At 73.0% G+C, this 25,408-nt stretch carries 20 protein-coding genes and 2 pseudogenes; 13 read left to right on the top strand and 9 right to left on the bottom strand.

Features of this window, described 5'->3' with window-relative positions; genetic code table 11:
* Positions 1–178: 178 nt before the first annotated feature.
* From ACZ4YY_RS16020 to ACZ4YY_RS16010, 3 genes are all read right to left on the bottom strand, one after another.
* Positions 179–841: a hypothetical protein gene (locus ACZ4YY_RS16020; RefSeq protein ID WP_468289554.1), complete on the bottom strand. Its 663-nt coding sequence runs from the start codon at positions 839–841 to the stop codon at positions 179–181.
* A complete protein-coding gene (locus ACZ4YY_RS16015) occupies positions 826–1,368 on the bottom strand; it encodes a SigE family RNA polymerase sigma factor (RefSeq protein WP_468289552.1) in 543 nt (180 codons plus the stop codon). The genes ACZ4YY_RS16020 and ACZ4YY_RS16015 overlap by 16 nt, the downstream gene beginning before the upstream one ends.
* A gap of 481 nt (positions 1,369–1,849) precedes the next feature.
* Positions 1,850–2,803 carry an HhH-GPD family protein gene (locus ACZ4YY_RS16010; RefSeq protein ID WP_468289550.1) on the bottom strand — a complete coding sequence of 318 codons (954 nt, stop codon included), beginning with the start codon at positions 2,801–2,803 and terminating at the stop codon, positions 1,850–1,852.
* A gap of 493 nt (positions 2,804–3,296) precedes the next feature.
* On the opposite strand from ACZ4YY_RS16010, the gene ACZ4YY_RS16005 reads away from it, so the two are divergent.
* Entirely contained in the window at positions 3,297–4,148 is an 852-nt protein-coding gene (locus tag ACZ4YY_RS16005) for a hypothetical protein (RefSeq protein ID WP_468289547.1), read from the top strand.
* Positions 4,149–4,487: 339 nt separating this feature from the next.
* Here ACZ4YY_RS16005 and disA read toward each other — a convergent pair whose 3' ends face one another.
* Entirely contained in the window at positions 4,488–5,612 is a 1,125-nt protein-coding gene (disA, locus tag ACZ4YY_RS16000) for a DNA integrity scanning diadenylate cyclase DisA (RefSeq protein WP_468289544.1), read from the bottom strand.
* 80 nt (positions 5,613–5,692) lie between these two features.
* Positions 5,693–7,102 (bottom strand): DNA repair protein RadA, encoded by a 1,410-nt coding sequence (gene radA / locus ACZ4YY_RS15995; protein WP_468289541.1) that lies wholly within the window; start codon positions 7,100–7,102, stop codon positions 5,693–5,695.
* Between the two features lie 232 nt (positions 7,103–7,334).
* Between radA and ACZ4YY_RS15990 the strand changes: the two genes are divergently transcribed.
* Positions 7,335–9,065 carry a hypothetical protein gene (locus tag ACZ4YY_RS15990; protein ID WP_468289539.1) on the top strand — a complete coding sequence of 577 codons (1,731 nt, stop codon included), beginning with the start codon at positions 7,335–7,337 and terminating at the stop codon, positions 9,063–9,065.
* Positions 9,066–9,462: 397 nt separating this feature from the next.
* Here ACZ4YY_RS15990 and ACZ4YY_RS15985 read toward each other — a convergent pair whose 3' ends face one another.
* Positions 9,463–10,353, bottom strand: a complete 891-nt coding sequence (locus tag ACZ4YY_RS15985; protein WP_468289537.1) for a DUF3109 family protein — start codon at positions 10,351–10,353, stop codon at positions 9,463–9,465.
* 97 nt (positions 10,354–10,450) lie between these two features.
* Between ACZ4YY_RS15985 and ACZ4YY_RS15980 the strand changes: the two genes are divergently transcribed.
* The 4 genes from ACZ4YY_RS15980 (at position 10,451) to ilvD (ending at position 15,343) form a co-directional block, all read left to right on the top strand.
* A complete protein-coding gene (locus ACZ4YY_RS15980; RefSeq protein WP_468289534.1) occupies positions 10,451–11,383 on the top strand; it encodes a Ppx/GppA family phosphatase in 933 nt (310 codons plus the stop codon).
* 534 nt (positions 11,384–11,917) lie between these two features.
* Positions 11,918–12,742 (top strand): sugar phosphate isomerase/epimerase family protein, encoded by an 825-nt coding sequence (locus ACZ4YY_RS15975; RefSeq protein WP_468289531.1) that lies wholly within the window; start codon positions 11,918–11,920, stop codon positions 12,740–12,742.
* Positions 12,739–13,359, top strand: a complete 621-nt coding sequence (locus ACZ4YY_RS15970) for a TetR/AcrR family transcriptional regulator (RefSeq protein WP_468289528.1) — start codon at positions 12,739–12,741, stop codon at positions 13,357–13,359. The genes ACZ4YY_RS15975 and ACZ4YY_RS15970 overlap by 4 nt, the downstream gene beginning before the upstream one ends.
* A gap of 130 nt (positions 13,360–13,489) precedes the next feature.
* Positions 13,490–15,343 (top strand): dihydroxy-acid dehydratase, encoded by a 1,854-nt coding sequence (gene ilvD / locus ACZ4YY_RS15965; RefSeq protein WP_468289525.1) that lies wholly within the window; start codon positions 13,490–13,492, stop codon positions 15,341–15,343.
* A gap of 139 nt (positions 15,344–15,482) precedes the next feature.
* Here the strand turns inward: ilvD and ACZ4YY_RS15960 are convergent, their stop codons facing one another.
* Positions 15,483–17,765, bottom strand: a complete 2,283-nt coding sequence (locus ACZ4YY_RS15960; protein WP_468289522.1) for a serine/threonine-protein kinase — start codon at positions 17,763–17,765, stop codon at positions 15,483–15,485.
* 181 nt (positions 17,766–17,946) lie between these two features.
* Here ACZ4YY_RS15960 and ACZ4YY_RS15955 point away from each other — a divergent pair, with 181 nt between their 5' ends.
* The 6 genes from ACZ4YY_RS15955 (at position 17,947) to proC (ending at position 22,750) form a co-directional block, all read left to right on the top strand.
* Entirely contained in the window at positions 17,947–18,273 is a 327-nt protein-coding gene (locus ACZ4YY_RS15955; protein ID WP_468289520.1) for an SH3 domain-containing protein, read from the top strand.
* A 51-nt stretch (positions 18,274–18,324) separates the two neighbouring features.
* Positions 18,325–18,846, top strand: a complete 522-nt coding sequence (locus ACZ4YY_RS15950; RefSeq protein WP_468289517.1) for an EamA/RhaT family transporter — start codon at positions 18,325–18,327, stop codon at positions 18,844–18,846.
* 145 nt (positions 18,847–18,991) lie between these two features.
* The gene (locus ACZ4YY_RS15945; protein ID WP_468289514.1) at positions 18,992–19,768 is read left to right on the top strand and encodes a class I SAM-dependent methyltransferase; all 777 of its coding nucleotides are present in this window, start codon (positions 18,992–18,994) and stop codon (positions 19,766–19,768) included.
* A 388-nt stretch (positions 19,769–20,156) separates the two neighbouring features.
* On the top strand, positions 20,157–20,987 hold the full coding sequence (locus ACZ4YY_RS15940; protein WP_468289511.1) for an ABC transporter ATP-binding protein: 831 nt from the start codon (positions 20,157–20,159) through the stop codon (positions 20,985–20,987).
* A complete protein-coding gene (locus ACZ4YY_RS15935; RefSeq protein WP_468289508.1) occupies positions 20,984–21,757 on the top strand; it encodes an ABC transporter permease in 774 nt (257 codons plus the stop codon). The genes ACZ4YY_RS15940 and ACZ4YY_RS15935 overlap by 4 nt, the downstream gene beginning before the upstream one ends.
* A gap of 180 nt (positions 21,758–21,937) precedes the next feature.
* Positions 21,938–22,750, top strand: a complete 813-nt coding sequence (gene proC / locus ACZ4YY_RS15930) for a pyrroline-5-carboxylate reductase (RefSeq protein ID WP_468289505.1) — start codon at positions 21,938–21,940, stop codon at positions 22,748–22,750.
* A 49-nt stretch (positions 22,751–22,799) separates the two neighbouring features.
* Here proC and ACZ4YY_RS15925 read toward each other — a convergent pair.
* Positions 22,800–23,056 (bottom strand): annotated as a pseudogene (locus tag ACZ4YY_RS15925) (isochorismatase family protein); the annotation flags it as partial.
* 2 nt (positions 23,057–23,058) lie between these two features.
* Between ACZ4YY_RS15925 and ACZ4YY_RS15920 the strand changes: the two are divergent.
* Positions 23,059–23,789, top strand: a pseudogene (locus tag ACZ4YY_RS15920) (GlxA family transcriptional regulator); the annotation flags it as partial.
* On the opposite strand, the gene trpS reads toward ACZ4YY_RS15920, so the two are convergent.
* Positions 23,717–24,754 carry a tryptophan--tRNA ligase gene (gene trpS / locus ACZ4YY_RS15915; RefSeq protein WP_468289502.1) on the bottom strand — a complete coding sequence of 346 codons (1,038 nt, stop codon included), beginning with the start codon at positions 24,752–24,754 and terminating at the stop codon, positions 23,717–23,719. The pseudogene ACZ4YY_RS15920 and the gene trpS sit on opposite strands and share 73 nt — an antisense overlap.
* Between the last annotated feature and the right edge of the window lie 654 nt (positions 24,755–25,408).

Below are 25,408 nucleotides of genomic sequence, written 5' to 3'. Positions count from 1 at the left end.
CGGGGTGTCGTTCGTACGGGGGTGTCGGTCGGCGGGGGGGTGCGCCGGTGGGTGCCCCCTGAGGGGACGCCCGGAGCGTGTGGTGCGTTCACTCGTTCATCGTTCGGGACGGCCCGAACGGTTCACCGAACGCGAGAATTATTTCGACACCGGAGCAGTTTCTCCGCATCCACGACCGTCAGCCGTTCTCGGGCTCCGGCGTCGCGTTCCCGCCGACGACGCTGCTGTAGTCGTTGTGCCAGCTGTACTCCATGACGAAGCGGTCCGAGGCCCACCGGTACGTGACCACGTTCTCCCCGGACGGGCTGGACACCGGATCGCCCTTCTCGTACACCTGCTTGGTCACGACGAGATCGCCGCGGTCTATCTCCGCGTACACCGGGGGCTCCTCCGCCCTGAACACGTTCTCGTAGCCGCCGCCCGTCTCCCGGTACACGTACGACCCGACACCGACCGCGTCACCGCAGGTCAGCACGTTGACGACGAGGTCCTTGTCGGCGCCGCCGGTGAGGTCGCCGTAGGACACGTCGACCGGGTACTCGTCGCCGACGCACGGCTTCAGCTCGCGCTTGACCTCGGTCGACACGGCGGGGTCGTCCTTGACGAGCCGCACCGCCTCCCCACGGTCGGGGGTGTTCGTGGGAGCGGCGGACGGCGAGACCGTGGCGGCGCCGGCGAACGCGTCGGCATGGGCCGGTCCCTCGTCACGGGCGCCGGTGCCGCCCGTCGCGCACGAGGAGACGAAAAGGGCGAGGGCGGCGAGCACGGACCCTGCCGTGATCGCCGCCTGGAAGGTGCCTCGGGCCGGTGAGGGCCCGGCCTCGGTCAGGCCGCCGCGCAACGCTCCCGCTCCTCACGCTCCAGCGCGCGTGCGTCCAGATCGCGGGCTTCCAGCTCCTCGCGGAGCCGGGCGAGCGCCCGGTGCAGCGTGCTCTTGACCGTTCCGGCCGACATGCCGAGGGCGGCGGCCGTCTCCTCCGTGGACATCTGCTCCCAGTGTCGCAGCACGACGACACTGCGCTGCTTCGGAGCGAGCACCTTCATCGCGTCCATCAGCAGGGCGCGGTCGGCGTGCTGTTCGGTCGAGTCGTCCACGCGTGCGTCCGGGAGCTGCTCGGTGGGAACCTCCTCCAGCTTGCGGGCCCGCCACCACTCCGTCCGGGTGTTGATCATGACCCGGCGCAGGTAGGCGTCGGCCAGCCGCTTGTCCGCGATGCCCTCCCAGCGGCCGTAGGTCCGCGCCAGCGCCGTCTGCAGCAGGTCCTGCGCGTCGACCGGGTCCGGGACCAGCCGACGGGCACTGCGCAGCAGCGCCTCCTGCCGGGTGCGGACGTACTCCTCGAACTCGAGCACCTCTCCCTGCGCCATGGTCAACCGCCTCCGTCGTCCCCGTGCCGGCCGACTCGTCGTCCGCCGGTTTTCCTGCCTGTGTGTCGCCCTCGTGCCCCTGCCGGGCACGCAAACGAAGCTACGGAGGTGTTGTCACGGCACTGTCCGAGGCAGCCTGCGGCTAGCACTCGGCTGTCCGTCGGTTGTGTAACGGAAGCAGGTCCGGGGTAAGGGCATGCGCCGAATCGACCGCGTATGGGGTGATATGGCGATCAGGGCAATGTGTCGGCGTTCACCTGCGGGCCCGTATCGGTGTCACGCCGGTCCCGCACCGGTGTGCGCGCCTGTCGTCCCGCAGTGTGCGCCTGTCGTCCCGCACGGGTGTGTGCGCAGGGCCCGTGTCGGTGTGTGCGCAGGGCCCGTGTCGGTGTGTGTGAAGGCCTGCGCCGGTGTGTGTGAAGGCCCCTGCGCCGGTGTGTGCGCAGGGGTCGGGGCCGGCGTTCTGGGGCCCGGGTCGGCGTCAGGTCAGCGGCAGCCGGTACAGGCCGCCCGGCAGCGGCTCCACCAGACCGTCCGCGACGAGACCGTCCAACGCACGCGCGCGTTGCACCGGCTCGTGCCACACCCGGTCCAGCGCCGCCTGCTGCACCGGCGCGTGTGCGTCCCGCAGGACGGCGAGCAGTTTGCCGCGCACCTGCCGGTCCGTACCGGCGTACGTCTGGCCCCGGCGCGGCGGACCGTCGTGCTCCGGCTTGCCCGCGAGGCGCCAGGCGCACTGCGCGGCGATCGGGCAGCGGTGGCAGGTCTCGTTCTTCGCCGTGCAGACGAGCGCGCCCAACTCCATGGAGGCGGCGGCCCAGCGTGCCGCGGTCCGCTCGTCGTCGGGGAGCAGCGCGCGGGCCAGCTTGCGCTCGGCGGCCGTCGTGGCGTTCGGCGGGTACCGCACACCCTTCACCGCCCGCGCGAAGACACGGCGGACGTTGGTGTCCAGCACCGCGTGCCGCTGTCCGTACGCGAAGGAGGCGACGGCCGCGGCCGTGTACTCGCCGATGCCGGGCAGCGCCAGGAGTTGTGCGTGGTCGGCCGGTACGTCGCCACCGTGCCGCTCCGTTATGGCCACCGCGGCTCCGTGCAGCCGCAGCGCGCGCCGCGGGTAGCCGAGCCGGCCCCACGCGCGCACGGCCTCGCCGGGGGCCTCCGCGGCCAGGTCGGCGGGGCGCGGCCAACGGGCCAGCCACTGCTCGTAGACGGGCAGGACGCGGTTGACGGGCGTCTGCTGGAGCATGAACTCGCTGACCATCACGCCCCACGCGCCCGCCTCGGGACGCCGCCAGGGGAGGTCCCGGGCGTGGTCGTCGAACCAGTCGATGACGGGGGAGTGCAGAGGGGCGCCGGAGGGCGGCCGCTCGGTGGGGAGGGCGTCGGGAGTGGCGTCGGCGGGGCTGCTGTGCGGGGGCTTCGTGGGCGCAGTCATGGCCCTTCCGATCCTGCCATGCGCACGGGGGCACGCGCGCGTACCGCCACCCGACGGGGGTGGCGCGCACAGGCGCGTACGGCTGCGCAGCGGTGGTGCGCGTCCTGCGGGTGGCCGATGGTGGTGCGGCTCTGCGGGTGGTCGGCGGTGGTGCGCGTTGTGCGGGTGGTTGGCGGTGGTGCGCGTTCTGCGGGTGGCCGACGGCGGTGCGCGTTGTGCCGGCGGCCGACCGCGGGACCCGTGGCCGTCGTGGCTGCCGCAACGGCGGTCGGAGTCATGGCCAGAGGTGCAAAGGGTGCGCGATCGCGAAACCGGCCCTGGTCACGGACCGTGGGCGTCGGCGCCCTTTCGTCACGTCCTGCGACCGCTTCGGGCCTGGAGGCCCACAAGTCGGGGGTGTTGCCGCCCTGTCCGGAATGATGATCCGGAAAAGTTGTCCTCCGGGCGGCGGGTGGCGCCGGGGAACGCGACGATCTCTCGTACAGTTTGCGCCGTGGGATCTCTGCGCAATCCGGTCGGGCCGCTTCCCTCCTCCATCTACTGGCGACGGAGGGTCGTACTGCTGTCTGTGGTCGCCCTGTTGGCGCTGCTGATCACCTGGATCGTCACCTCGGGCGGGGGAGGCGACAAGAACGGAGCGGACGGCTCCGACGGCAAGAATCCCGCGTCCTCCATCACGCCGGGACCGTCCGGGTCCGGACCCGCGATCAGCCAGAACCCGGGTGGGCGCGACGACTCGGACGACGGGAGCTCCGGCGGATCCGGTTCGGGGTCCTCGGGCACGGGAACCGGCGGCGGTGCGGGGTCCGGCGGCACAGGCGGTGCCGACGGGAGTGGCGGCTCCGGCGCGGGTGGCGGTGGCGGTGCGGCGGGGGCCGGCAGTGTCGACGACGGTGCGGGCGGCAGCGGTTCGGCCACCACGTTGCCGGCCGGGACGACCCTGCCCGACTGCACCGCGAGCATCGTGCAGTTGACCCTGCGCAGCGTGCGAAACGCCTACTCGCCCGACCAGACGCCGACCTTCCAGTTGACCGCGAAGAACTCCTCCGCGAACGACTGCAAGCTCGATCTCGCTCCGCGGAGCGCGGTGTTGACGATCACTCAGGCGGGCGGTGAGGACGACTACTGGTCGTCGGCCGACTGTCCCAAGGTCTCGGGGAGCCGGCTGTACCGGGTGCCGGGCGGCGGCAGCTTCACCTACACCGTGACGTGGGACCGCAAGCCGAGCGCCCCGGAGTGCGCGACGCCGCCGGCGGGGAGCGCCGGAACCGGCACGTATCTGGTGGAGGCGAAGGCCCCCGGGTTCACGAAGGCGCAGACGTCGTTCGTGCTGAAGGCCGACTGACGCCGACGGTGCCACCCGGGCCGACGGCCGACCGGCACGCACCCGGTCCACCTGGAGGCGTCCGGCCCACGGCGGCCGGTCAGTTCGAGCGACCCGAGCCCCCTTGTGTCCGCCGACTTGTCAGCAGGCCGAGTCCCCGCCCGCCGACCGACGGCGACCCTAGCCCCCCGCCCGCCCGCCAACCGATCGGCAGGCCGAGCCGAGCCGACGCAGCCCCGAGAGCCCAAGCTCGACGCTCAAGGACCAAAGCTCAAGGATCGAAGCTCGGGTCGAAGCCGAAGTTCGAGGCCGAAGTTCGAGGCCCGAAGCCGAAAGCCACCGACGGCCCCCGGTCTCGCGTCAGACGTACCGCTCCAGGATCGAGGACTCCGCCAGACGCGACAGGCCCTCGCGGACGCTGCGGGCCCGCGCCTCGCCCACGCCGTCGACCGTCTGGAGGTCGTCGACGCTCGCGGCGAGCAGCTTCTGGAGGCCGCCGAAGTGTTCGACCAGGCGGTCGATGATCGCGCCGGGGAGGCGGGGCACCTTGGCCAGGAGGCGGAAACCCCGGGGCGAGACCGCCGAGTCGAGGGCCTCGGGAGAGCCGGTGTAGCCCAACGCGCGTGCCACCGTGGACAGTTCGAGGAGCTCGGCGTGGGTGAGCGCGTCCAGTTCGTGGAGGGCCTCGTCGACCGTGCGGGAACGCTTCACCGTGGGCTCGGGCACGTAGTCCCGCACGACCAGCTCGCGCTCGGGTTCGAGTCCCGCGATCAACTCGTCGAGCTGGAGGGCGAGCAGACGGCCGTCCGTGCCCAGTTCGACCACGTATTCGGCGATTTCGGTGGCGATGCGGCGCACCATCTCCAGGCGCTGCGCCACCGCGGAGACGTCCCGGACCGTCACCAAATCCTCGATCTCCAGGGCGGACAGCGTCCCCGCGACCTCGTCCAGGCGGAGCTTGTAGCGCTCCAGCGTGGCGAGGGCCTGGTTGGCGCGGGACAGGATCGCCGCGGAGTCCTCCAGGACGCGGCGCTGGCCGCCGACGTAGAGGGCGATCAGACGCATCGACTGGGAGACCGAGACGACCGGGAACCCGACCTGCTTGGAGACCCGGTCCGCCGTGCGGTGCCGGGTGCCCGTCTCCTCCGTGGGGATCGTGGGGTCCGGCACCAGTTGGACGCCGGCCCGCAGGATCTTCGACAGGTCGGAGGAGACCACGATGCCGCCGTCGAGCTTGCACAGCTCGCGCAGGCGCGTGGCCGTGAACTCGACATCCAGGTCGAAACCGCCCGTACACATCGTTTCGACGGTTTTGTCGGAACCGAGCACGATGAGCCCGCCGGTGTTGCCGCGCAGAACCCGCTCGAGGCCGTCGCGCAGGGCCGTGCCGGGTGCGACTGCGCTGAGTGCGGCGCGCATCAGGCCCTCGGCGCGGGAACTCCCACCGGACTTTCCGGGAGCTGCCGCCCGGTCGTTGGCTGCCACTGCACTCCTCCGGTCGCAGGTTTGGGGCGCTCCCGTTTCGCGCACTCGGTTCGTACGGACGGGCGAGACCTGGGCAAAGTCTACCGGCGGTCCTCCGCCTCCCGGGGGGCGTCTCGGCGACGGGAACGCGGCAGGACCCGCAGGGCGTCCCCCATGTCCGCGACTTCCAGGACCTTCATGCCCGCGGGGATCTTGCCGGGATCGCCCGGGACCAGCGCGTGCGTGAAGCCCAGACGGTGCGCCTCGGCCAGCCTGCGCTGCACGCCCGTTACCCGCCTGACCTCGCCCGCGAGACCCACTTCGCCGATCGCGACGAGGTTCTTGGGCAGGGGGGTGTCGCTCGCCGCGGAGGCCAGGGCGAGGGCGATCGCCAGGTCCGCCGCGGGCTCGGAGAGCTTCACTCCGCCGACCGTCGCCGAGTAGATGTCCCGCTTGCCGAGCGCGCTGATCCGGCCGCGCTGCTCCAGGACCGCGAGCATCATCGAGACCCGGGACGTCTCCAGGCCGGACGTCGTGCGGCGGGGGGAGGGGATCTGCGAGTCGACCGTCAGCGCCTGGACCTCGGCGACCAGGGGACGGCGGCCCTCGAGCGTCACCGTCAGACATGTACCCGGGACCGGTTCGTCACGACGAGTCAGGAAAAGTCCGCTTGGGTCCGTCAGGCCCGTGATGCCCTCGTCGTGCAGTTCGAAGCAGCCGACCTCGTCGGTGGCGCCGTAGCGGTTCTTGACACCTCGGACGAGTCGCAGGCGCGCGTGCCGGTCGCCCTCGAAGTGCAGGACGACGTCCACGAGGTGTTCCAGCAGGCGCGGGCCGGCGATCGCGCCGTCCTTGGTGACGTGGCCCACGAGCAGGGTGGACATGCCGCGGTCCTTGGAGGCGCGGATGAGGGCGCCGGCGACCTCGCGGACCTGGGCCATGCCGCCGGGCGCCCCGTCGATCTCGGGGGAGGCCACGGTCTGGACCGAGTCGAGGATCAGCAGGGACGGCTTCACGGCGTCCAAGTGGCCGAGGACGGCCGCCAGATCGGTCTCCGCCGCCAGGTACAGGTGGTCGTCGATCGCGCCGATGCGGTCGGCGCGCAGCCGGACCTGGCTCGCGGACTCCTCACCCGTGACGTACAGCGTGCGGTGTTCGTCGCTCGCGGACTTCGCGGCCACGTCGAGCAGGAGCGTCGACTTGCCGACGCCGGGTTCGCCGGCCAGCAGCACGACCGCGCCGGGGACCAGCCCGCCGCCCAGGACGCGGTCCAGTTCGGGCACGCCGGTGGTGCGGGCGGTGGCCTGACGGCCGTCGACCTGGCCGATGGGCACGGCGGAGGTGGTGACGCGCCCCGGCGACGTCGTACGGACCGCGGGCGTGCCGTACTCCTCGACCGTGCCCCAGGCCTGACACTCGGGGCAGCGGCCGAGCCACTTCGCCGTCTGCCAGCCGCACTCGGTGCAGCGGTAGGACGGGCGGTCCTTGGTGGTCTTCGTACGGGCAGCCATGGGAGAAACCGTAACCGCCACCACCGACAACGGGCCGGGCCTGTGGACGGGCGGGGCCCCGGCGGGCCCCCCGGAGTGGCACACACCCCCTGCGAACCGGCCACCCCCGTCACGAACGAGCCACGGAACCTCACGCTCCTGTCCCCTTATGAGGGATCGTTTCACCCGTACGGATTAAAAGGGCGCAAGGGGGCAGAAGTGGCTGTTCCACGGCCCCTACGGTCGCCGGGTGATGAGCAGCAGCCCGCAGACCTCGATCCGCACGACCGGCACCCACCGGGCGCACCGGGAGGCGCGCGACCGCTCCGCGGGGCGCACGCTGGCGCAGCGTCCGCCCGCGCGCTACGAGCCGTACCTGGACGGCCTGTTCACCTACTGCCTCTCCGTCCTGTGCGACCACGACACGGCCACCGCCGCGCTCGCGGACGCCCTCGCGCTCGCCGAGCGGCGCGCGCAGCGGATGCCGGACACCACCGGGGACCGCAGGGCCTGGCTGTACGCGCTGGCCCGCTGGGCGTGCCTGCGCAAGCTGGCCGAGGCCAAGCAGAAACGTCAGGGCACGCACGCGGCGGGCCGCGCCGGCACCCACCGGTCCGCCGGCGCGAAGGCCGACGTCGAGCCCGCTCCCGACGAGGTCCGGGAGCGACGGCAACGCGAACTCGCCCTGCTCGCCTGGCCGGAGGCCGCCGGCACCACCCCGGAACAGCGCGAGGCGCTCGAACTCGCCGTACGCCATCACCTCGCCGCGCACGAGGTTGCCGCCGTCCTCGGCATGGACCACGCCGCCGCCCGCGAACTGCTCGCCTGCGCCGCCTGCGAGGTCGAGCGCACGCGCGCGGCGCTCGCGGTCGTCGACACCGGCGGCTGCCCCGGTGTGGCCCGTCTCACCGGCGACCACCAGCTCGTGCTGAGCGCCGCCCTGCGCCGCGAGCTCGTCCGCCACGTCGACGACTGCCCGCACTGCCGCAGAGCCGCCGAGCGGGCCGTCCCCGGCCGCTGGCCCGGCGCCGGCGTCACCCCCGCCGAGCTGCCCGTCCTGGAGGCCCCCCGCGCGGAACTCCACGTCCTCATGACGCGCCTCCCGCGCGTGAGGGGCGCCGCCGCGCCGCGCTTCGACCGGCGCGGCTTCCCCATGGACCCCAAGGACCGCGCCGCCCGCCGCGACCGCCTCCGCGCGCGTGCCATCACGACGACCGTGGTCGCCACCGTCGTCGCCGCACCCGTGCTGGCCCTGTGGGCCGCCTACCGGGGCACGCCGTCGGCCGAGGGGGCCGACGGCCGCGCGGCCACCGCCGGGGAGGCACACGACCCCGGCCTCGACGGCGGGTCGGCGGGCGGCTACCAGAACGCGGGGAACGTCAGCACGCGGCCCGGCTCCGGCTCCCTCGGGGGTGACGAGCCGGACGTGTCCGTGGAGGTCGTGAGCGTCACCGGACTCGACGCGCGGGACGCCGACCGGCTCGCCGTCGCCGCCGGCAACGACGGCGACACCACCCTGATCACCCTCACCGCCTCACCGGACGCGGAGCGACCGGTGCGCTGGTCGGCGTCCACCGGTGCCTCCTGGCTCTACCTGAGCCGCGCCACGGGCGTCCTGCGACCCGGCGAGTCCGTCACCGTCAAGGTGTACGTCGACCACCTGCGCGAGCCCGCGGGCTCCTGGCACGCGCACGTGGCGGTGTCCCCGGCGGGCGCGGTGGTCTCCATCGAGGGGTACGGCGCCGCGCCCACCCCCGTGGACCCCGGCCCCGGCCACCCCAGCGGCCCGCCGCCCTCCTCGGACCCCGCGCCCGAACCGACCCCCACCGCCTCGGCCTCCGCCGACCCCGCGCCGAGCGATCCGCCGAGCCCGTCCGCGCCGGAGCCGACACCGAGCGGATCCACGCCGTCCGACCCGGCGGGGCCCACACCGCCGTCCGGCGGGGGCGGGAGCGGGGGCGAACCGAGCCCTCCGCAGTCCTGACAGCCGTCTCGAAGGCGCCGCAGTCGCAGTCGCGGTCGCAGCCGCACAGTCGCAACCGCAGTCCTGGCGACAACTGTGGCTGCGGCCGTAGCCGAGGCCACGGCCGCAGTCGTATCCACGGCCACGGTCGTATCCACGGCCACGGTCGTATCCACGGCCAGGGTCGCTCCATGGCCGCAGTCGTACCCATGGCCAAGGCCGCGGTCGTAGCCGAAGGACGACGTCGGAGCAGCGCGCCCGACAGCCGTCCGCGGGTTTCAGGGACGTCTCCAGGGCGGCAACGGCGTCCGGGGCGTCCCGGACGGCTCAGGCGTCCCAAGGGCTCAGGGAGCACCGGGGGCTCAGGGAGCACCGAATTTTTCAGAGAGTCCCGGTGCGCTCCGGCGTCCCGGCGGGCTCAGGGTGCCGGATCGGCCGGATGGGGTGCCAGCAGGGGCAGCTGCGAGGCCAGCCGCTCCTCGCACAGCTCGACGAGACGGTCGTAGCCCGCCTTGCCCATCAGCTCGGTCAGCTCGGCCCGGTAGGAGACGTACACGGGCTCGCCCGCGCCGTGCGCCGAGGTCGCCGACGTGCACCACCAGTGCAGGTCGTGGCCGCCCGGGCCCCAGCCGCGCCGGTCGTACTCGCCGATCGACACCTGGAGCACGCGGGTGTCGTCGGGCCGGTCGATCCAGTCGTACGTCCGTCGGACCGGCAGCTGCCAGCAGACGTCCGGCTTGGTCTCCAGCGGCTCGCGGCCCTCCCTGAGCGCCAGGATGTGCAGCGAGCAGCCGGCGCCGCCCGGGAAACCGGGGCGGTTCTGGAAGATGCACGAGCCGTTGAACGGGCGGGTCTGGCGCTCGCCGTCCTCGTCCTCCGACACCCAGCCGTTCGCCAGGCCCTCGTCATGGTGCTGCCAGATGTCGGGCGTGAGCCGCGCCACGTGCTCGGCGACCCGCTTCTCGTCGTCCTCGTCGGAGAAGTGGGCGCCCAGCGTGCAGCAGCCGTCCGCCGCGCGGCCCGCCTGGATGCCCTGACAGCCGCTGCCGAAGATGCAGTTCCAGCGGGACGTCAGCCAGGTCAGATCGCACCGGAAGACCTGTTCGTCGTCGGCGGGATCGGGAAACTCCACCCACGCGCGCGCGAAGTCGAGGCCCTTCTCGTCCGCCGCGAGGGCCTTGCGCGACTTCTTCGGCGACGGTGACGTCCCGCGCGAAGGAGTCGTTCCGGACATGTCCTCATTGCGAACCTTGTCCAGCTTGGCGGTCTTGTCGGCCTTTTCGTCCTTCGCCTTTTTCGTCTTTGGCACGCGTCCAGGGTAAGTCGCCCCGGCCCGCGCGCGGGCACCGTCTCAGGATGCGCACCGGCGGCTGAGGACGGCGGCGCTGGCAGTAGCGTTTCCCTCCATGAGACTCGGTGTCCTCGACGTGGGATCGAACACGGTGCACCTCCTGGTGGTGGACGCGCACCCCGGCGCGTGTCCGCTGCCCGCGCACTCGCACAAGGCGGAACTGCGCCTCGCCCAACTCCTCGACGAGGACGGCGCGATCCACCCCGAGGGCGTCGACAAGCTGATCGCCGTCGTGCACGAGTCGCTCCAGGCCGCCGAGGACAAGGGCGTCGAGGCACTGCTGCCGTTCGCGACCTCCGCCGTGCGCGAGGCCAGCAACGCCGACGACGTCCTCGCGCGCGTGCAGGTCGAGACCGGCGTCGAACTCCAGGTTCTCAGCGGCGAGGAGGAGGCCCGGCTCACCTTCCTCGCCGCCCGCCGCTGGTTCGGCTGGTCGGCCGGCAAGCTGCTGGTCCTGGACATCGGCGGCGGTTCCCTGGAGATCGCGTACGGCATCGACGAGGAACCCGACGCGGCCGTCTCCCTCCCGCTCGGCGCGGGCCGGCTGACGGCCGGCTGGCTGCCCGGCGACCCGCCCGACCCCGAGGACATACGCGCCCTGCGCCGCCACGCGCGCACGGAGATCGCCCGTACCGTCGGCGAGTTCAGCCGCTTCGGCGCCCCCGACCACGTCGTCGCCACGTCGAAGACGTTCAGGCAGCTCGCCCGCATCGCCGGCGCCGCCCGCTCCGCCGAGGGCCTGTACGTCCAGCGCGAGCTCAAGCGGGAGTCCCTGGAGGCCTGGGTCCCGCGTCTGGCCGGCATGACCGTGGCCCAGCGCTCGGAACTGCCGGGCGTCTCCGAGGGGCGCGCGGAACAACTGCTGGCGGGTGCGCTGGTCGCCGAGGGCGCGATGGACCTGTTCGGCGTCGAGACGCTGGAGATCTGCCCGTGGGCCCTCCGGGAAGGCGTGATCCTGCGCCGCCTCGACCACATGGGCTCGGGGTGACGTCCCGCGTGGGGCGGGTGGGTCCGGGGTGGTTCGCCCGCGCGGGGTGAGCGTGACGTGGTGCACCCGGGCGTGGGTGATCGGCCGCGCGGCCTTGGTGTGACGTCCCGCGTGGGGCGGGTGGGTCTGGGGTGGTTCGCCCGCGTGGGGTGAGCGTGACGTGGTGCACCCGGGCGTGGGTGATCGGCCGCGCGGCCTTGGTGTGACGTCCCGCGTGGGGCGGGTGGGCCCCGTGGGGGTTGGCCGCATGGGCCGTCTCTGACGCCGTGCGTGGGCATGGGTGATCGGCCGCACGGGCCGTGCCTGACGCCGTGCGTGGGACATGGGAATCGGCCGTCTGGGCTGCCCGTGACGTCCCGCGCGGGACATGGCCGCCCGTGGCGGTTCCGCCGCACGGCCCGGGTGTGACGCCGCGTGCGGGACGCGGGGAACCGTGCGATCGCGCACAGACACCCCGCCCCCGGCCGTGGCGAACACCACAACGGCGGGGTGAGGCCCCGCAGCTCGCCCACCGCACCCCGTAATCTGTCCCCCATGGCAGAGCCCGTCGTGCGCATCCCGGATGCGAAGGTCGCCCTGTCGACGGCCTCGGTCTATCCGGAGTCGACGGCGACGGCCTTCGAGATCGCCGCACGCCTCGGATACGACGGCGTCGAGGTCATGGTCTGGAACGACCCGGTCAGTCAGGACATCGACGCCCTGCGCCGGCTCAGCGACTACCACCGGGTACCGATCCTGGCCGTGCACGCCCCCTGCCTGCTCATCACGCAGCGGGTGTGGTCGACCGACCCGTGGGTCAAGCTCCAGCGGGCCCGCACCGCGGCCGAGAAGCTCGGGGCGAGCACCGTCGTCGTCCACCCCCCGTTCCGCTGGCAGCGCCAGTACGCGCGCGACTTCGTGAGCGGAATCTGGCGGATGGCCGACGAGACGGACGTGCGGTTCGCCGTCGAGAACATGTACCCCTGGCGCTACCGCGACCGCGAGATGCTCGCCTACGCCCCCGACTGGGACGTGACGAAGGACGACTACCGGCACTTCACCATCGACCTCAGCCACGCCGCGACGGCCCGTACCGACGCCCTCCACATGCTCGACCGCATGGGCGACCGCCTCGGCCACGTGCACCTCGCCGACGGCATGGGCTCCAACAAGGACGAGCACCTGGTGCCCGGTCGCGGCACCCAGCCCTGCGCCGAGCTGCTGGAGCGGCTCGCGCTGACCGGCTTCGACGGGCATGTCGTCATCGAGGTCAACACCCGGCGCGCGATGTCCGCCGCCGAGCGCGAGGCCGACCTGGCGGAGGCCCTCGCCTTCACCCGCCTGCACCTGGCCTCCGGGGCGAAAGTGCCCCGCAGGTGACGGACGCGCACGACACGCCCACGTCCCCCCGCCGCCGCGGCCGTCCCCCGCGCACCGAGTCCGCCGACACCCGCGACCGCATCCTCGCGGCGGCCCGCGACGAGTTCTCCCAGCGGGGCTACGAGAAGACGTCCGTCCGGGGCATCGCCAAGGCCGCCGGGGTGGACTCGGCCCTGGTGCACCACTACTTCGGCACCAAGGAGCAGGTCTTCGCGGCGGCCATCGAGGTCGCGTTCGCGCCCGCGCTGAGCGCGCCGCAGGCCATCGCCGACGGCCCCCTCGACGGCGTGGGCGAGCGCCTGACCCGCTTCGTCCTCGGCATCTGGGAGAACCCCACCACCCGCACACCCGTGCTGGCGATCGTCCGATCGGCGGTCACCAACGACACCGCGGCCGCCGTCTTCCGCCGCCTGATCTCCTCCCAGCTGCTGCGCCGCGTCGCCGCCCGGCTCGACCTCCCCGACGCGGACCTGCGCGCCGAGCTCGCGGCCGCGCAGCTGGTCGGCACGGCGATGCTGCGGTACGTGATCAAGGTGGAGCCGCTGGCGTCGGCCGACCCGGAGCAGGTCATCGCCCGCGTGGCACCCGTGGTGCAGCGCCACCTGACCGGATCCTGACCCGGGAGCCACCGGCCGGGCAGACCCCCCTGCGAGACGCCCGTCCCGCATTCCGGACACCCCGTCCCGCCCCCTGGATGACCGGCGTACGCTCGTTAGCAGCCAGATCTGTCTGAAGGAGCGAGCGACGATGCCCGAGCTGAGGTCCCGCACAGTCACCCACGGCCGCAACATGGCGGGCGCCCGCGCCCTTATGCGCGCCTCCGGTGTACCCGGTGCGGACATCGGCCGGAAGCCGATCATCGCGGTCGCCAACAGCTTCACCGAGTTCGTGCCCGGGCACACGCACCTCCAGCCGGTCGGCCGGATCGTCAGCGAGGCGATCGTCGAGGCCGGCGGCGTCCCGCGGGAGTTCAACACCATCGCCGTGGACGACGGCATCGCGATGGGCCACGGCGGCATGCTGTACTCCCTGCCCTCCCGCGACCTGATCGCCGACTCGGTCGAGTACATGGTCGAGGCCCACTGCGCCGACGCCCTGATCTGCATCTCCAACTGCGACAAGATCACCCCGGGCATGCTGAACGCCGCCCTGCGGCTGAACATCCCGACCGTCTTCGTCTCCGGCGGCCCGATGGAGTCCGGCCGCGCCACCCTCGTCGACGGCACGGTCCGCACGCTCGACCTGGTCGACGCGATCTCCGACGCCGTGAACGACAAGATCTCGGACGAGGACATCCTCCGCATCGAGGAGAACGCCTGTCCGACCTGCGGATCCTGTTCCGGTATGTTCACGGCCAACTCGATGAACTGCCTGACCGAGGCCATCGGACTCTCCCTGCCGGGCAACGGCTCGATCCTCGCCACGCACACCGCGCGCAAACAGCTCTACGTCGACGCGGCCCGCACGGTCATGGACATCACCCGCCGCTACTACGAGCAGGACGACGAGACGGTCCTGCCGCGGAACATCGCCACCTTCGCCGCGTTCGAGAACGCGATGGCGCTGGACATCGCGATGGGCGGCTCCACCAACACGATCCTGCACCTGCTGGCCGCGGCCCAGGAGGCGGAGGTCCCCTTCGGCCTCGACGAGATCGACGCCGTCTCCCGCCGCGTGCCGTGTCTGGCCAAGGTGGCGCCCAACGTCGGGAAGAACCGCACGTACTACATGGAGGACGTGCACCGCGCCGGCGGCATCCCCGCCCTGCTCGGCGAGCTGCACCGCGCGGGCCTGCTCAACGAGGACGTGCACGCGGTCCACAGCCCGTCCCTCGCGGACTGGCTGAAGACCTGGGACGTCCGCGGCGGCTCCCCGTCCCCCGAGGCGGTCGAACTGTGGCACGCGGCCCCCGGCTGCGTCCGCTCCGCCGAGGCCTTCTCCCAGTCCGAGCGCTGGGAGGCCCTCGACGAGGACGCCGAGGGCGGCTGCATCCGCTCCGCCGAGCACGCCTACTCCCAGGACGGCGGTCTGGCGGTCCTCAAGGGCAACCTCGCCGTCGACGGCTGCGTGGTGAAGACGGCCGGCGTCGACGAGTCGATCTGGACCTTCGAGGGCCCGGCGGTCGTCTGCGAGTCGCAGGAGGAGGCCGTCCAGAAGATCCTCACCCAGCAGGTCAAGGAGGGCGACGTCGTCGTCATCCGCTACGAGGGCCCCAAGGGCGGCCCCGGCATGCAGGAGATGCTCTACCCGACCTCGTACCTCAAGGGCCGCGGTCTGGGGAAGGCCTGCGCCCTGATCACCGACGGCCGCTTCTCCGGCGGCACCTCGGGCCTGTCCATCGGCCACGCCTCGCCCGAGGCCGCCGGCGGCGGCACCATCGCCCTCGTCGAGGACGGCGACCGCATCCGCATCGACATCCCGAACCGCACGATCGAGCTGCTCGTCGACGACGCGGAACTCACCCGCCGCGACCGGGCGTTGAACGGCGTGTACGCCCCGAAGAACCGCGAGCGCAAGGTCTCCGCCGCGCTGCGCGCCTACGCGGCGATGGCGACGAGCGCCGACAAGGGCGCCGTGCGCGACGTGTCCAGGCTGGGCTGACCCGCCCCGGGGCCGCTCCACCGCGGGCGGCCCTGCGGTCCGGGCCGGTCGCTTCGTCAGGGACGGCCCCTCGGCACAGACCCTTCGCTCCACCGCGGCCCGCGGGCGTCCCCGGCGCACGCCGTACGGCGGCAACGGCTCACCAGCGCGACGGATCCCGTCCGTCCACCGCGAAGACCGTCCCGTCGGGTGCGCCCGCGTAGACACGGTCGCCGACCACCGCGGGCGCGGGCAGCGCCGTCACCACCTCGCCCGCGTTCGCGCCGAGCCGCAGCGCCGTCTGCCCGACCAGCTTGCCCTGGTCGGCGTCGACCGCGAGGAGACGGCCGTCGGCGGCACCGAAGTAGACGTGCTCACTGTCGGCGACCGGCACGGACCCCCGGCTCACCGCCGTCTGCAACGACCACAGCCGCTCACCGCCGGCCGTGTCGACGGCGACCAGCGCGCCGTCGAGGGCCAGCAGGTACACCCGGTCCCCGTGCACGGCGACCCGCGTCTGCTGGAGCGCGACCGCCAGCCGCACCCGCTCCGCCGTCCGCGTGGCGGGACGGAACCGCACCACGGCGTCGGCCTTGCCGTACTCCCCGCTCCCGGCCAGCAGGACGAGGCTGTCGCGGGCCGTGCCCACCAGCGTCAGATCGCCGTCGAGCCGCTCGTCCCAACGCACCTCACCGGTGTGCGCGTCGACGGCCGTGATCCGCGTCCGCCCGTCGGCGGAGGCGCTCGTCGTGTAGGCCAGCGGGTCCCCCGGGAAGGAGAGGAAGTACGCCTCGGCCGCCTCCGGGATCCGCCGGGTCCACTCGGTCCTGCCCGACGCGGCGTCCACCCCGGACACCGTGCCGTCGGCGGCGGTCAGCAGCAGCGTGCCGCCGGCGTACCGGATGCCCGGGTACGCCGAGACGTCCCGCTGCCAGCGCACCGCGCCGGACGCCGGGTCGAAGGCCTCCACCCGCTTGCCGGAGTGGGTCAGGACGTGCGCGAGCCCGCCCGCGAGGGCCGGTGCCTCGCCCGGCCGGTCACCGGGGGAGAGCGCGTGCCGCCACAGCACCCGCCCGTCCGACGCGTCGAGTGCCGACACGAGCCCGGACTGGGCGCACACCAGTCGCTTCGCGTCGGAGGCGCACTGCGGAACCCCACCGCCGGCGGCGACGGGCCTGGTGGCCCACGGGCCGAACGGGTCCGACGCCGAACGCGTCCCGTCCCCCGAGCCCCGCCCGGCGCCGACCCCGCCGGCCAACACCGCCGAGGCCGTCCCGCCGCCCACGACGAGGACCAGCGCGCCTACGGCGACCGCGAGCCGCCTCCGCCTGCGAGCCGAGCGCGCCTTCCCGCCCCGCGCCGCGTCCGCCTCCCGGCCCGCCTCGGGGTCCTCCGCGCGCCACTCCTGGCGTGCCGCGTCCGCGTCCGCCTTCCCGCTCCGCGCCGCGCGCGTCTTCTCGTCCCGCGCCGCGCGCGTCTTCTCGCCCCGCGCCGGGCGCGCCTTGCCGCCCCGCGCCGCGCCCGCCGCGGGAACCTCGCTGCCGTCCTCGAGGTCTCCCTGCCCCGGGCCGTCCGTCTCCCGCTGTGCCGGTATGAACGCCTGCGTGTCGTACGAGGCCGCCACCGACCGCAGTTCGCGCATCAGCTCGTCCGGCGTCGGCCGCTCCTCCGGCTCCTTCGCCAGACACCGCAGGACCAGCGGAGCGAGGGTTTCCGGTACGCCCGTCAGATCCGGCTCGTCGTGCACGACCTGGTAGGCCACGACGTACGGGCTGTCCGAGTCGAACGGCCCCCGTCCCGTCGCCGCGTGCACCAGCACCGAGCCGAGCGCGAAGATGTCGGCGGCCGGCCCGACCTCGCGCGGCCGCCGGAACTGCTCCGGCGCCATGAACGGCGGCGTCCCGATCAACTTGCCGGTCTCGGTGCGCAGTTCGCTGTCCTTCGGCCGGGAGATGCCGAAGTCGATCACCTTGGGGCCGTCTTCGGCGAGCAGCACGTTGCTGGGCTTCAGATCCCGGTGCACCACGCCCACCCGGTGGATGTCGCGCAGCGCCTCCGCGAGCCCGGCCATCAGCCGCCGCACCTCACCCGCGCTCATGGGCCCGTTCCGCTTCACATGCTGCGACAGCGTCGGGCCGGGAATGAACTGGGTGGCCATCCACGGCCGTTCGGCCTCCGGGTCGGCGTCGACGACGGGCGCCGTGAACGCACCGCTCACCCGTCGAGCCGCCGCCACCTCCTGCCGGAAACGGCCCCTGAACTCGGGGTCCTTCGCATACTGGGCGTGTACGACCTTCACCGCGAGCTTCTTGCCCGAGGTGCTGCGGGCCAGGTGGACCACGCCCATGCCGCCGGAGCCCAGACAGGACTCCAGCAGGTAGTGGCCGGCGTACTCCGGAAGTTCCGCTTCCGCGTTCGCTCCGGTGTTGCGCTGTGGCGTCATGGACCACCCCCGTGCTGTTCCGCCGCCGCGCGCGACGCACGGAGCCTAGTCGATGACTCGTACGGGGCAGAGGCGGCTTGCTAGCCTCCGCGTGCGAGTCGCGTACAGGTGTTTCATGACGTGGCTCGGGGGAATCAACGTGGCCCCATGGCAGTCATGGGGTCCAACGGGGGAGGTCAACATGTCCGTCGACCATGTCGAGGAGACCGCCGGAAACGGCGACGAGGCCCGGGCGGCCACGGCGACCGCGGCGGTGGCCGTGACGTACTACCCGGTCGCACCGGGCGTCCGGCTCAACGTCCGCAGCGGCCCGGGCACCAGCTACCCGATCGTCAAGGTCCTGAACGAGGGCACGCGCGTGCCGATCTTCTGCCAGACCCCGGGCACCACGGTGACCGGCCCGTACGGCACGACGTCCATCTGGGACAACATCGCCGACAGCCAGTTCGTCTCCGACGCGTACGTGCGGACGGGCAGCGACGGCTACATCGCCCCGCGCTGCGCCTGACGCGGACGCCCCACCCGGGAGCCCGCCCCCGTCCGGAGCCATAATCGTCCCGTGAGCGACGAGAACGGCACCCCGGACACCGCGGCGGGCTCCCCGGTTGCGGGCATCCCGGCGGGCCCGCGCCCCGAGCCCCTCCGCTTCTTCGGCACCACGTGGGTCGACCACGACCACGGCTACACGGCCCGCCGCGTCGGTGTCGCCGCCGGCTCGCTCGCCGCCGCGGCCGTCTCCTGCCTGGTCCTGCGCTTCGCCTACCAGGGGCTGGCGATCGCCGACATCGGCAGCTTCGTGACCGTCCTGGTCGTCGTCATGTTCGCGGTCTGCAGCGCCCTCGCCTTCCGGCACACCTGGGACGGCTTCTCCCGGCGCCCCGACCCCGACCGCCAGGCCTCCCTGCGCGGCCTGCTGGCCATCGGCTTCGTCGGCTCCCTCCTGGCCTACTTCTTCCGCTCCCTCACCGAGGCCCCGGGCGAGCGCCTCCACCGCACCGAACACGACCAGGCCCGCGCCCGACACGAACGCCGCACCACCCGCCGCACGGGCAACCCCGCGAAGAAACGCAAACGCGCTTGAGCCGCCCTGTGTCCGACGGCTGAGAGCGAAGAGGCCGACGGCCCCCCACAGCCCACCGCCGGCATCAGGCCGGGCAGGCCGACCGGATCGAGGCGAGAGCCGTCGGCGGCTTCGCTTCCCGCTCCGACCCCGCGACCATGTCCCCATGACGCCACCCACCCCCTCCGGCACCGAGCGGGCTCACTCCTTCAACGCCGCCGCCGCCCAGTACGCGGCCAACCGTCCCTCCTACCCGCCCGCCCTCCTGGACGCGGTCGAGGAGATGGCCGGCCGCCCCCTCGCCGGCGCGCGCGTCGCCGACGTCGGGGCCGGGACCGGCATAGCGACCGCGCTCCTGTGCGCCCGGGGCGCCGACGTCGTCGCCGTCGAACCCGGCGACGCCATGGCGGCGCAGCTCCACCGGGACCTCCCCGAGGTGCCGGTCGTCCGCGGCGACGGCAACCACCTGCCCCTCGCCACCGCCTCCCTCGACCTCCTCACCTACGCCCAGTCCTGGCACTGGACCGACCCGTCCCGCTCGGTCCCGGAGGCCCTGCGCGTGCTGCGCCCGGGCGGCGCCCTCGCGCTGTGGTGGAACACCAGCGCCCTCGACGTGCCGTGGATCGAGGCCCAGGCACGCCGCATCCAGGGCCACTTCGGCATCGACCAGGTCGTCGGCATGAACGGCGACGGCACCCACACCGCCCTCTCCGGCCCCGCCGGCGGCCTCGACTTCGCCCGTCGCCGGGTCCGCTGGAGCCGCCGCGTCCCCCTCGACACGCACCTGGCCAACATCACCAGTCACTCGATCTTCCTGGTTCACGGCGCGGAGAGCACCGCCGCCTTCCTCGCCGACGAACGCCACCACCTCCTGGCCGCCTTCCCGGACGGCACGGTGGAGGAGACCTACGACGTCGAACTGCTGCTCGCCCCCCGCCCCTGACCGGCAGCGGAACCCACCCTCCCCGGCCGCCACCCTCGAGCCGCAGTCCCGACCTGCCCGCCGTGCGCCCGGCCGCGTCTCATGAGCCGCAGCCCCCGCCCTCCCGGCCACCACCCGAGCCGCAGCCCCACCCTTTCCCTACGCCAGGCCGCCGCGCCCGAGCCGCGGCCCCCACCCTCCCTGTACGCCCGGCCGCTCTCCTCCAGCCGCGGCCCCAACCTCCCTGTGCCCCCACCCTTTCCCTACGCCAGGCCGCCGCGCCCGAGCCGCGGCCCCCACCCTCCCTGTGCCCCCACCCTTTCTCAACGCCAGGCCGCCTTGCCCGAGCCACGGCCCCACCCCCCCACCCCACTTGACGGCTCCCTCGCCCAGGCACACTATTCATCATATGATGAATTACAGTCCGGGCCCGTCCGGGCCACCGGGCCCACCGGAGCCCCCTGACCCCCCGGCCGTGCGCGCCTCCGCCCTCACCGTCGTCCGAGGCCCCCGCACCGTCCTGCGCTCACTCGACTTCACCGTCCCCCGCGGCCAGATCACCGGCCTCCTCGGCCCGTCCGGCTGCGGCAAGTCGACCCTGATGCGCGCACTCGTCGGCACCCAGGCCAAGGTCTCCGGCACCCTCGAGGTCCTCGGCCGCCCCGCCGGCCACCCCACCCTGCGCACGCGCATCGGCTACGTCACCCAGGCCCCGTCCGTCTACGACGACCTGACCGTCCGCCAGAACCTCGACTACTTCGCCGCGATCCTCGACCCCGGACGCCAGGCCGCCGACCGCCGCCACGACACCGTCACCCGAGCCGTCGCCGACGTCGACCTCACGAGCCACGCCGACTCCCTCGCCGGCAACCTCTCCGGAGGCCAGCGCAACCGCGTCTCCCTCGCCGTCGCCCTGCTGGGCACCCCCGAACTGCTCGTCCTCGACGAACCGACCGTGGGCCTGGACCCCGTGCTCCGCCGCGACCTGTGGTCCCTCTTCCACGACATCGCCGCCTCCCGGGGCGCGACCCTCCTCGTCTCCTCCCACGTCATGGACGAAGCCGAGCGCTGCCACCGCCTCCTGCTGATGCGCCAGGGCGAGATCCTCGCCGACGGCACCCCCGACACCCTGCGCACCCGCACCGGCTCCGACACGGTCGAGGCGGCCTTCCTCCACCTCGTGGACGAGGCGGCCGAGGCGACCCGCACCCGGGAGACCCCACAGGAGGCAAACCCATGACCAGTACCGCCCCAGCAGCTTCCACCGGGCCCCTCAACCTCTCCCGCACCACGGCCACCGCGGCCCGCGTCCTGCGGCAGCTCCGCCACGACCCCCGCACCATCGCCCTGCTGCTCCTCATCCCGTGCGTGATGCTCCTGCTGCTGCGCTACGTCTTCGACGGCAGCCCACGCACCTTCGACACCACCGGCGCGTCCCTCCTCGGGATCTTCCCGCTGATCACGATGTTCCTGGTGACCTCCATCGCCACCCTGCGCGAACGCACCTCCGGCACCCTCGAACGCCTTCTCGCCCTCCCCCTCGGCAAGGCGGACCTGATCGCCGGCTACGCCCTCGCCTTCGGCGCCCTCGCGATCGTCCAGTCCGCCCTGGCGACGGGCCTGGCGCTGTGGGTCCTGGACCTCGACATCACCGGCTCGCCCTGGCTCCTCCTGCTGGTCGCCCTCCTCGACGCCCTGCTCGGCACCGCCCTCGGCCTCTTCGTCTCCGCCTTCGCCGCCTCCGAGTTCCAGGCCGTCCAGTTCATGCCGGCGGTGATCTTCCCCCAGCTCCTCCTCTGCGGCCTGTTCGCCCCCCGCGACACCATGCACCCCGCCCTGGAAGCCCTCTCCGACGTCCTCCCCATGTCCTACGCCGTCGATGGCATGAACGAGGTCCTCCACCACACCGACATGACCACCGCCTTCGTCCGCGACGTACTGATCGTCGGCGGCTGCGCGGTCCTCGTCCTCACCCTGGGCGCGGCAACCCTGCGCCGCAGGACGACCTGACCGCCCCGCCACACCGCAGGACGCCCCAGCCACCCCCGCCCACGAGCGACACCCCCCCCGCCCACCAACGACACCCGCCCCCGGCCCCGGACGTCCCGCCCACCGGACACCCGACCCGCGCCACCCCCCACCGGTGCGAGGATGAACCCGGACGTCCCAACCCCCGGAGGGCCCCGCACCATGACCCAGAAAGTCGCAGTCCTCGGCACCGGCAAGATCGGCGAAGCCCTCCTCAGCGGCATGATCCGAGGCGGCTGGCCCCCGGCCGACCTCCTCGTCACCGCCCGCCGTCCGGAGCGCGCCGAGGAACTCCGCACCCGCTACGGCGTCACCCCGGTCACCAACGCGGAAGCCGCCAAGACCGCCGACACCCTCATCCTCACGGTCAAACCGCAGGACATGGGCACCCTCCTCGACGAGCTCGCCCCCCACGTCCCCGCCGACCGCCTGGTCATCAGCGGCGCGGCAGGCATCCCCACCTCCTTCTTCGAGGAGCGCCTCGCCGCCGGCACCCCGGTCGTCCGCGTCATGACGAACACCCCCGCCCTCGTCGACGAGGCCATGTCCGTCATCTCCCCGGGCAGCCACGCCAGCGAGGCCGACCTCGCCCACACCGAGGAGATCTTCGGCGCCGTCGGCAAGACCCTCCGCGTCCCCGAGACCCAGCAGGACGCCTGCACCGCCCTCTCCGGCTCCGGCCCGGCGTACTTCTTCTACCTGGTCGAAGCCATGACGGACGCCGGCATCCTGCTCGGTCTGCCCCGCGACAAGGCCCACGACCTCATCGTCCAGTCCGCGATCGGCGCCGCGACGATGCTCCGCGACAGCGGCGAGCACCCGGTGAAGCTCCGCGAGAACGTCACCTCCCCGGCCGGCACCACCATCAGCGCCATCCGCGAACTCGAGAACCACGGCGTCCGGGCGGCCCTCATCGCCGCCCTCGAGGCCGCCCGCGACCGCAGCCGCGCACTGGCCTCCGGCAAGAAGGACTGACCGCGAGAAGACTGACCGCGAGAAGGACTGCCCCGACCGCCGGGGGCGGTCACGCACCGACCGCCCCCACGACCTCCTCCGTGGTCACCACCGCGCGAACCCGCCCCTGTGCAACGACACCGCCGAGGCTCGCGCGATCTCCTCCGCGCTCCTCCGCCACCCGAACGGCCCCTCCAGGCCGAAGGTGTACGCCGCGTCGGACGCCACCAGCACGTCGTACCCCGGGTTCCCGCCCATCCGCGCCGCCGTCTCCACACACATGTGGGTCTGGAACCGGGCCACCACGAGCCGCGAGACGCCCTCCGCACCTCCGCCGCGCCCACGCCCGCGGCACCCCCCTCGCCGCCCTCTGCGGCGGCGCCTTCACCCTCGCCCAGGCAAGCCTCCTTGCCTGGGCGCCGCGCCATCACCCACTGGAACCTCGTCGACCTCCTGCGCACCCACCACCCCACATCACCGTCGTCCCCGACGCCCTCTTCCTCGAGGACGACAACATCCGGACCGCCGCCGGCACGGCGGCCGGCATCGACCTCTGCCTCCACCTGGTCCGCCGCGCCCACGGCGCCGAAGCAGCCGCCACCATCGCCCGCTCGATGATCACCGCCCCCTTCCGCACCGGCACCCAGGCCCAGTTCATGGAACCCCCCACCCACTCCCGCGGACGGCGACGCCGACACCCTCGCCGCAGTCCGCGAACACCCCCTGCGCCACCTCGACCAGCTGCTCACGGTCGCCGACCTGGCGGCCCGCGCCGGCAGGTCCCCGCGCAGCGTCGCCCGCCACTTCACGGCGGCCCACCGGCACCACCCCGCTGCGCCGGCTCCTCGACCAGCGCAGCGCCGCCGCCCAGAGGCTGATGGAACGCACCGACCTCCCCATGCCCGAGATCGCCCGCCGCGCCGGCTTCGGCAGCGAGGTCACGATGCGCCGGCCCTTCGCATCGCGCCTCGCCACCAGCCCCCGCGCCTACCGGGCCGCGCTCTCCACCGGCTCGGCCACCGGCTCCTCCACCGGCGGCAGCAACCCGATCGCGCGGTAGGCGGCATCCACCACCGGCCGGGCCATCGCCCGCGCCTTACCCGCACCCTCCCGCAACACCCCCTCCACATACCCGGGGTCGGCGCACAACTCCTTGTGCCGGGCCTGCACCGGCCCGAGGACCTCCACCACAGCCTCGGCGGTGTCCTTCTTGAGCGCCCCGTACGAGGCGTACGCACCGCCCAGGACCTCGGGACTCCCACCCGTGCAGGCGGCGAGGATCTCCAGCAGATTCGCCACCCCCGGCCGCCCCGCCCGGTCGTAGACGACCTCGCGCCCACTGTCGGTGACGGCCCGCATGACCTTCTTCCGCACCACGTCCGGCTCGTCCAGGAGATAGACGATCCCGGGCCCAGCGTCCTCGCTCTTGCCCATCTTGGACCCCGGTTCCTGAAGGTTCATCACCCTCGCCGCCACCGGCGGATGCGTCGCCCTCGGCACCACGAACGTCTGTCCGTACCGCTGGTTGAACCGCAGTGCCACGTCCCGCGTCAGCTCCACGTGCTGCGACTGGTCGTCCCCCACCGGCACCTCGTCCGTCCCGTACGCCAGGATGTCCGCCGCCATCAGCACCGGATACGTCAGCAACGACAGCCGCACGCTCCCCCCGCGCTCCCGCTCACGGGCGGCCTTCTCCTTGTACTGGATCATCCGCCGCATCTCACCGTCGGTGGCCACGCACTCGAGCAGGTACGACAGCCGCGCGTGCTCGTCCACATGGCTCTGCACGAAGAGGGTGCACAGCTCCGGGTCGAGTCCCGCCGCCAGCAGCAGCGTCGCCGTCTGCCGGCTGAGCCGCCGCACCCGCGCGGGATCGTGGTCGACGGTCAACGCGTGCAGGTCGACGACGCAGAAGAGCGCGTCCGCCCGGTGCTGATCGACCTCGGCCCACTGCCGCATGGCCCCCAGATAGTTCCCCAGCGTCAGATGCCCGGTCGGCTTGACCCCGCTGAAGACCCGATTCATCTCTCCACCTCCTGGTCGAGACCGCCGCATCCGGCCGGCCGACCCCCGGAGGGGAAACAGAAACGGCCGCCGAGGCGGCGGCCGTTGAGCGCATACGTGACGCGGCCGCCGTCAGGCGGCCCACCACTGCTGGGTGTACGTACGCGTAGTCACGTCCACAGACTACGCCCCGGGGATGCCGCGAGGAGGCGGGTTGACACACCCCGGCCGGATACGTAGTGTTCTCCGAGTTGTCCGACGTGAGCGCCGACTCCGGTCGGTCCCCGGACAGCCATTCCGCAAGTACCAACCACTCCTCGACGAGCAGTCGATACGTCTGCCGTCGTGTCATTGGCTTGCGTATTCGCGGAATGAGGAATCAGTGTTCGAAAGGACGCGGGACCCGATTGGCTTCGGGGCGCGGGATTCCGCTAAAGTCTCACTCGTCGGAACGGCCCAACAGCCGGAAAGACACACCCCCTCTGACTGGGAATCAGACGCCGAAAGGATCTGATAGAGTCGGAACCGCCGGAAAGGAAACCGCGAAAGCGGGAACCTGGAAAGCGCCGAGGAAATCGGATCGAGAAAAGATCTGATAGAGTCGGAAACGCAAGACCGAAGGGAAGCGCCCGGAGGAAAGCCTGAGAGAGTCTCTCGGGTGAGTACAAAGGAAGC

Source organism: Streptomyces sp. NPDC030143, assembly GCF_055573695.1.
Note: the sequence above shows the minus strand (reverse complement) of the source record. Positions and strands in the feature narration are given on the sequence as shown.

Coding starts and splice junctions, on each gene's coding strand:
- proC (WP_468289505.1), top strand. CDS start 21,938: ATGACCCAGAAAGTCGCAGTCCTCGGCACCGGCAAGATCGGCGAAGCC.
- ACZ4YY_RS15980 (WP_468289534.1), top strand. CDS start 10,451: ATGAGACTCGGTGTCCTCGACGTGGGATCGAACACGGTGCACCTCCTG.
- ACZ4YY_RS15940 (WP_468289511.1), top strand. CDS start 20,157: ATGATGAATTACAGTCCGGGCCCGTCCGGGCCACCGGGCCCACCGGAG.
- ACZ4YY_RS15960 (WP_468289522.1), bottom strand. CDS start 17,765: ATGACGCCACAGCGCAACACCGGAGCGAACGCGGAAGCGGAACTTCCG.
- ACZ4YY_RS15955 (WP_468289520.1), top strand. CDS start 17,947: ATGTCCGTCGACCATGTCGAGGAGACCGCCGGAAACGGCGACGAGGCC.
- ACZ4YY_RS16010 (WP_468289550.1), bottom strand. CDS start 2,803: ATGACTGCGCCCACGAAGCCCCCGCACAGCAGCCCCGCCGACGCCACT.
- ACZ4YY_RS15935 (WP_468289508.1), top strand. CDS start 20,984: ATGACCAGTACCGCCCCAGCAGCTTCCACCGGGCCCCTCAACCTCTCC.
- ACZ4YY_RS15990 (WP_468289539.1), top strand. CDS start 7,335: ATGAGCAGCAGCCCGCAGACCTCGATCCGCACGACCGGCACCCACCGG.
- ACZ4YY_RS15975 (WP_468289531.1), top strand. CDS start 11,918: ATGGCAGAGCCCGTCGTGCGCATCCCGGATGCGAAGGTCGCCCTGTCG.
- radA (WP_468289541.1), bottom strand. CDS start 7,102: ATGGCTGCCCGTACGAAGACCACCAAGGACCGCCCGTCCTACCGCTGC.
- trpS (WP_468289502.1), bottom strand. CDS start 24,754: ATGAATCGGGTCTTCAGCGGGGTCAAGCCGACCGGGCATCTGACGCTG.
- ACZ4YY_RS16015 (WP_468289552.1), bottom strand. CDS start 1,368: ATGGCGCAGGGAGAGGTGCTCGAGTTCGAGGAGTACGTCCGCACCCGG.
- ilvD (WP_468289525.1), top strand. CDS start 13,490: ATGCCCGAGCTGAGGTCCCGCACAGTCACCCACGGCCGCAACATGGCG.
- ACZ4YY_RS15945 (WP_468289514.1), top strand. CDS start 18,992: ATGACGCCACCCACCCCCTCCGGCACCGAGCGGGCTCACTCCTTCAAC.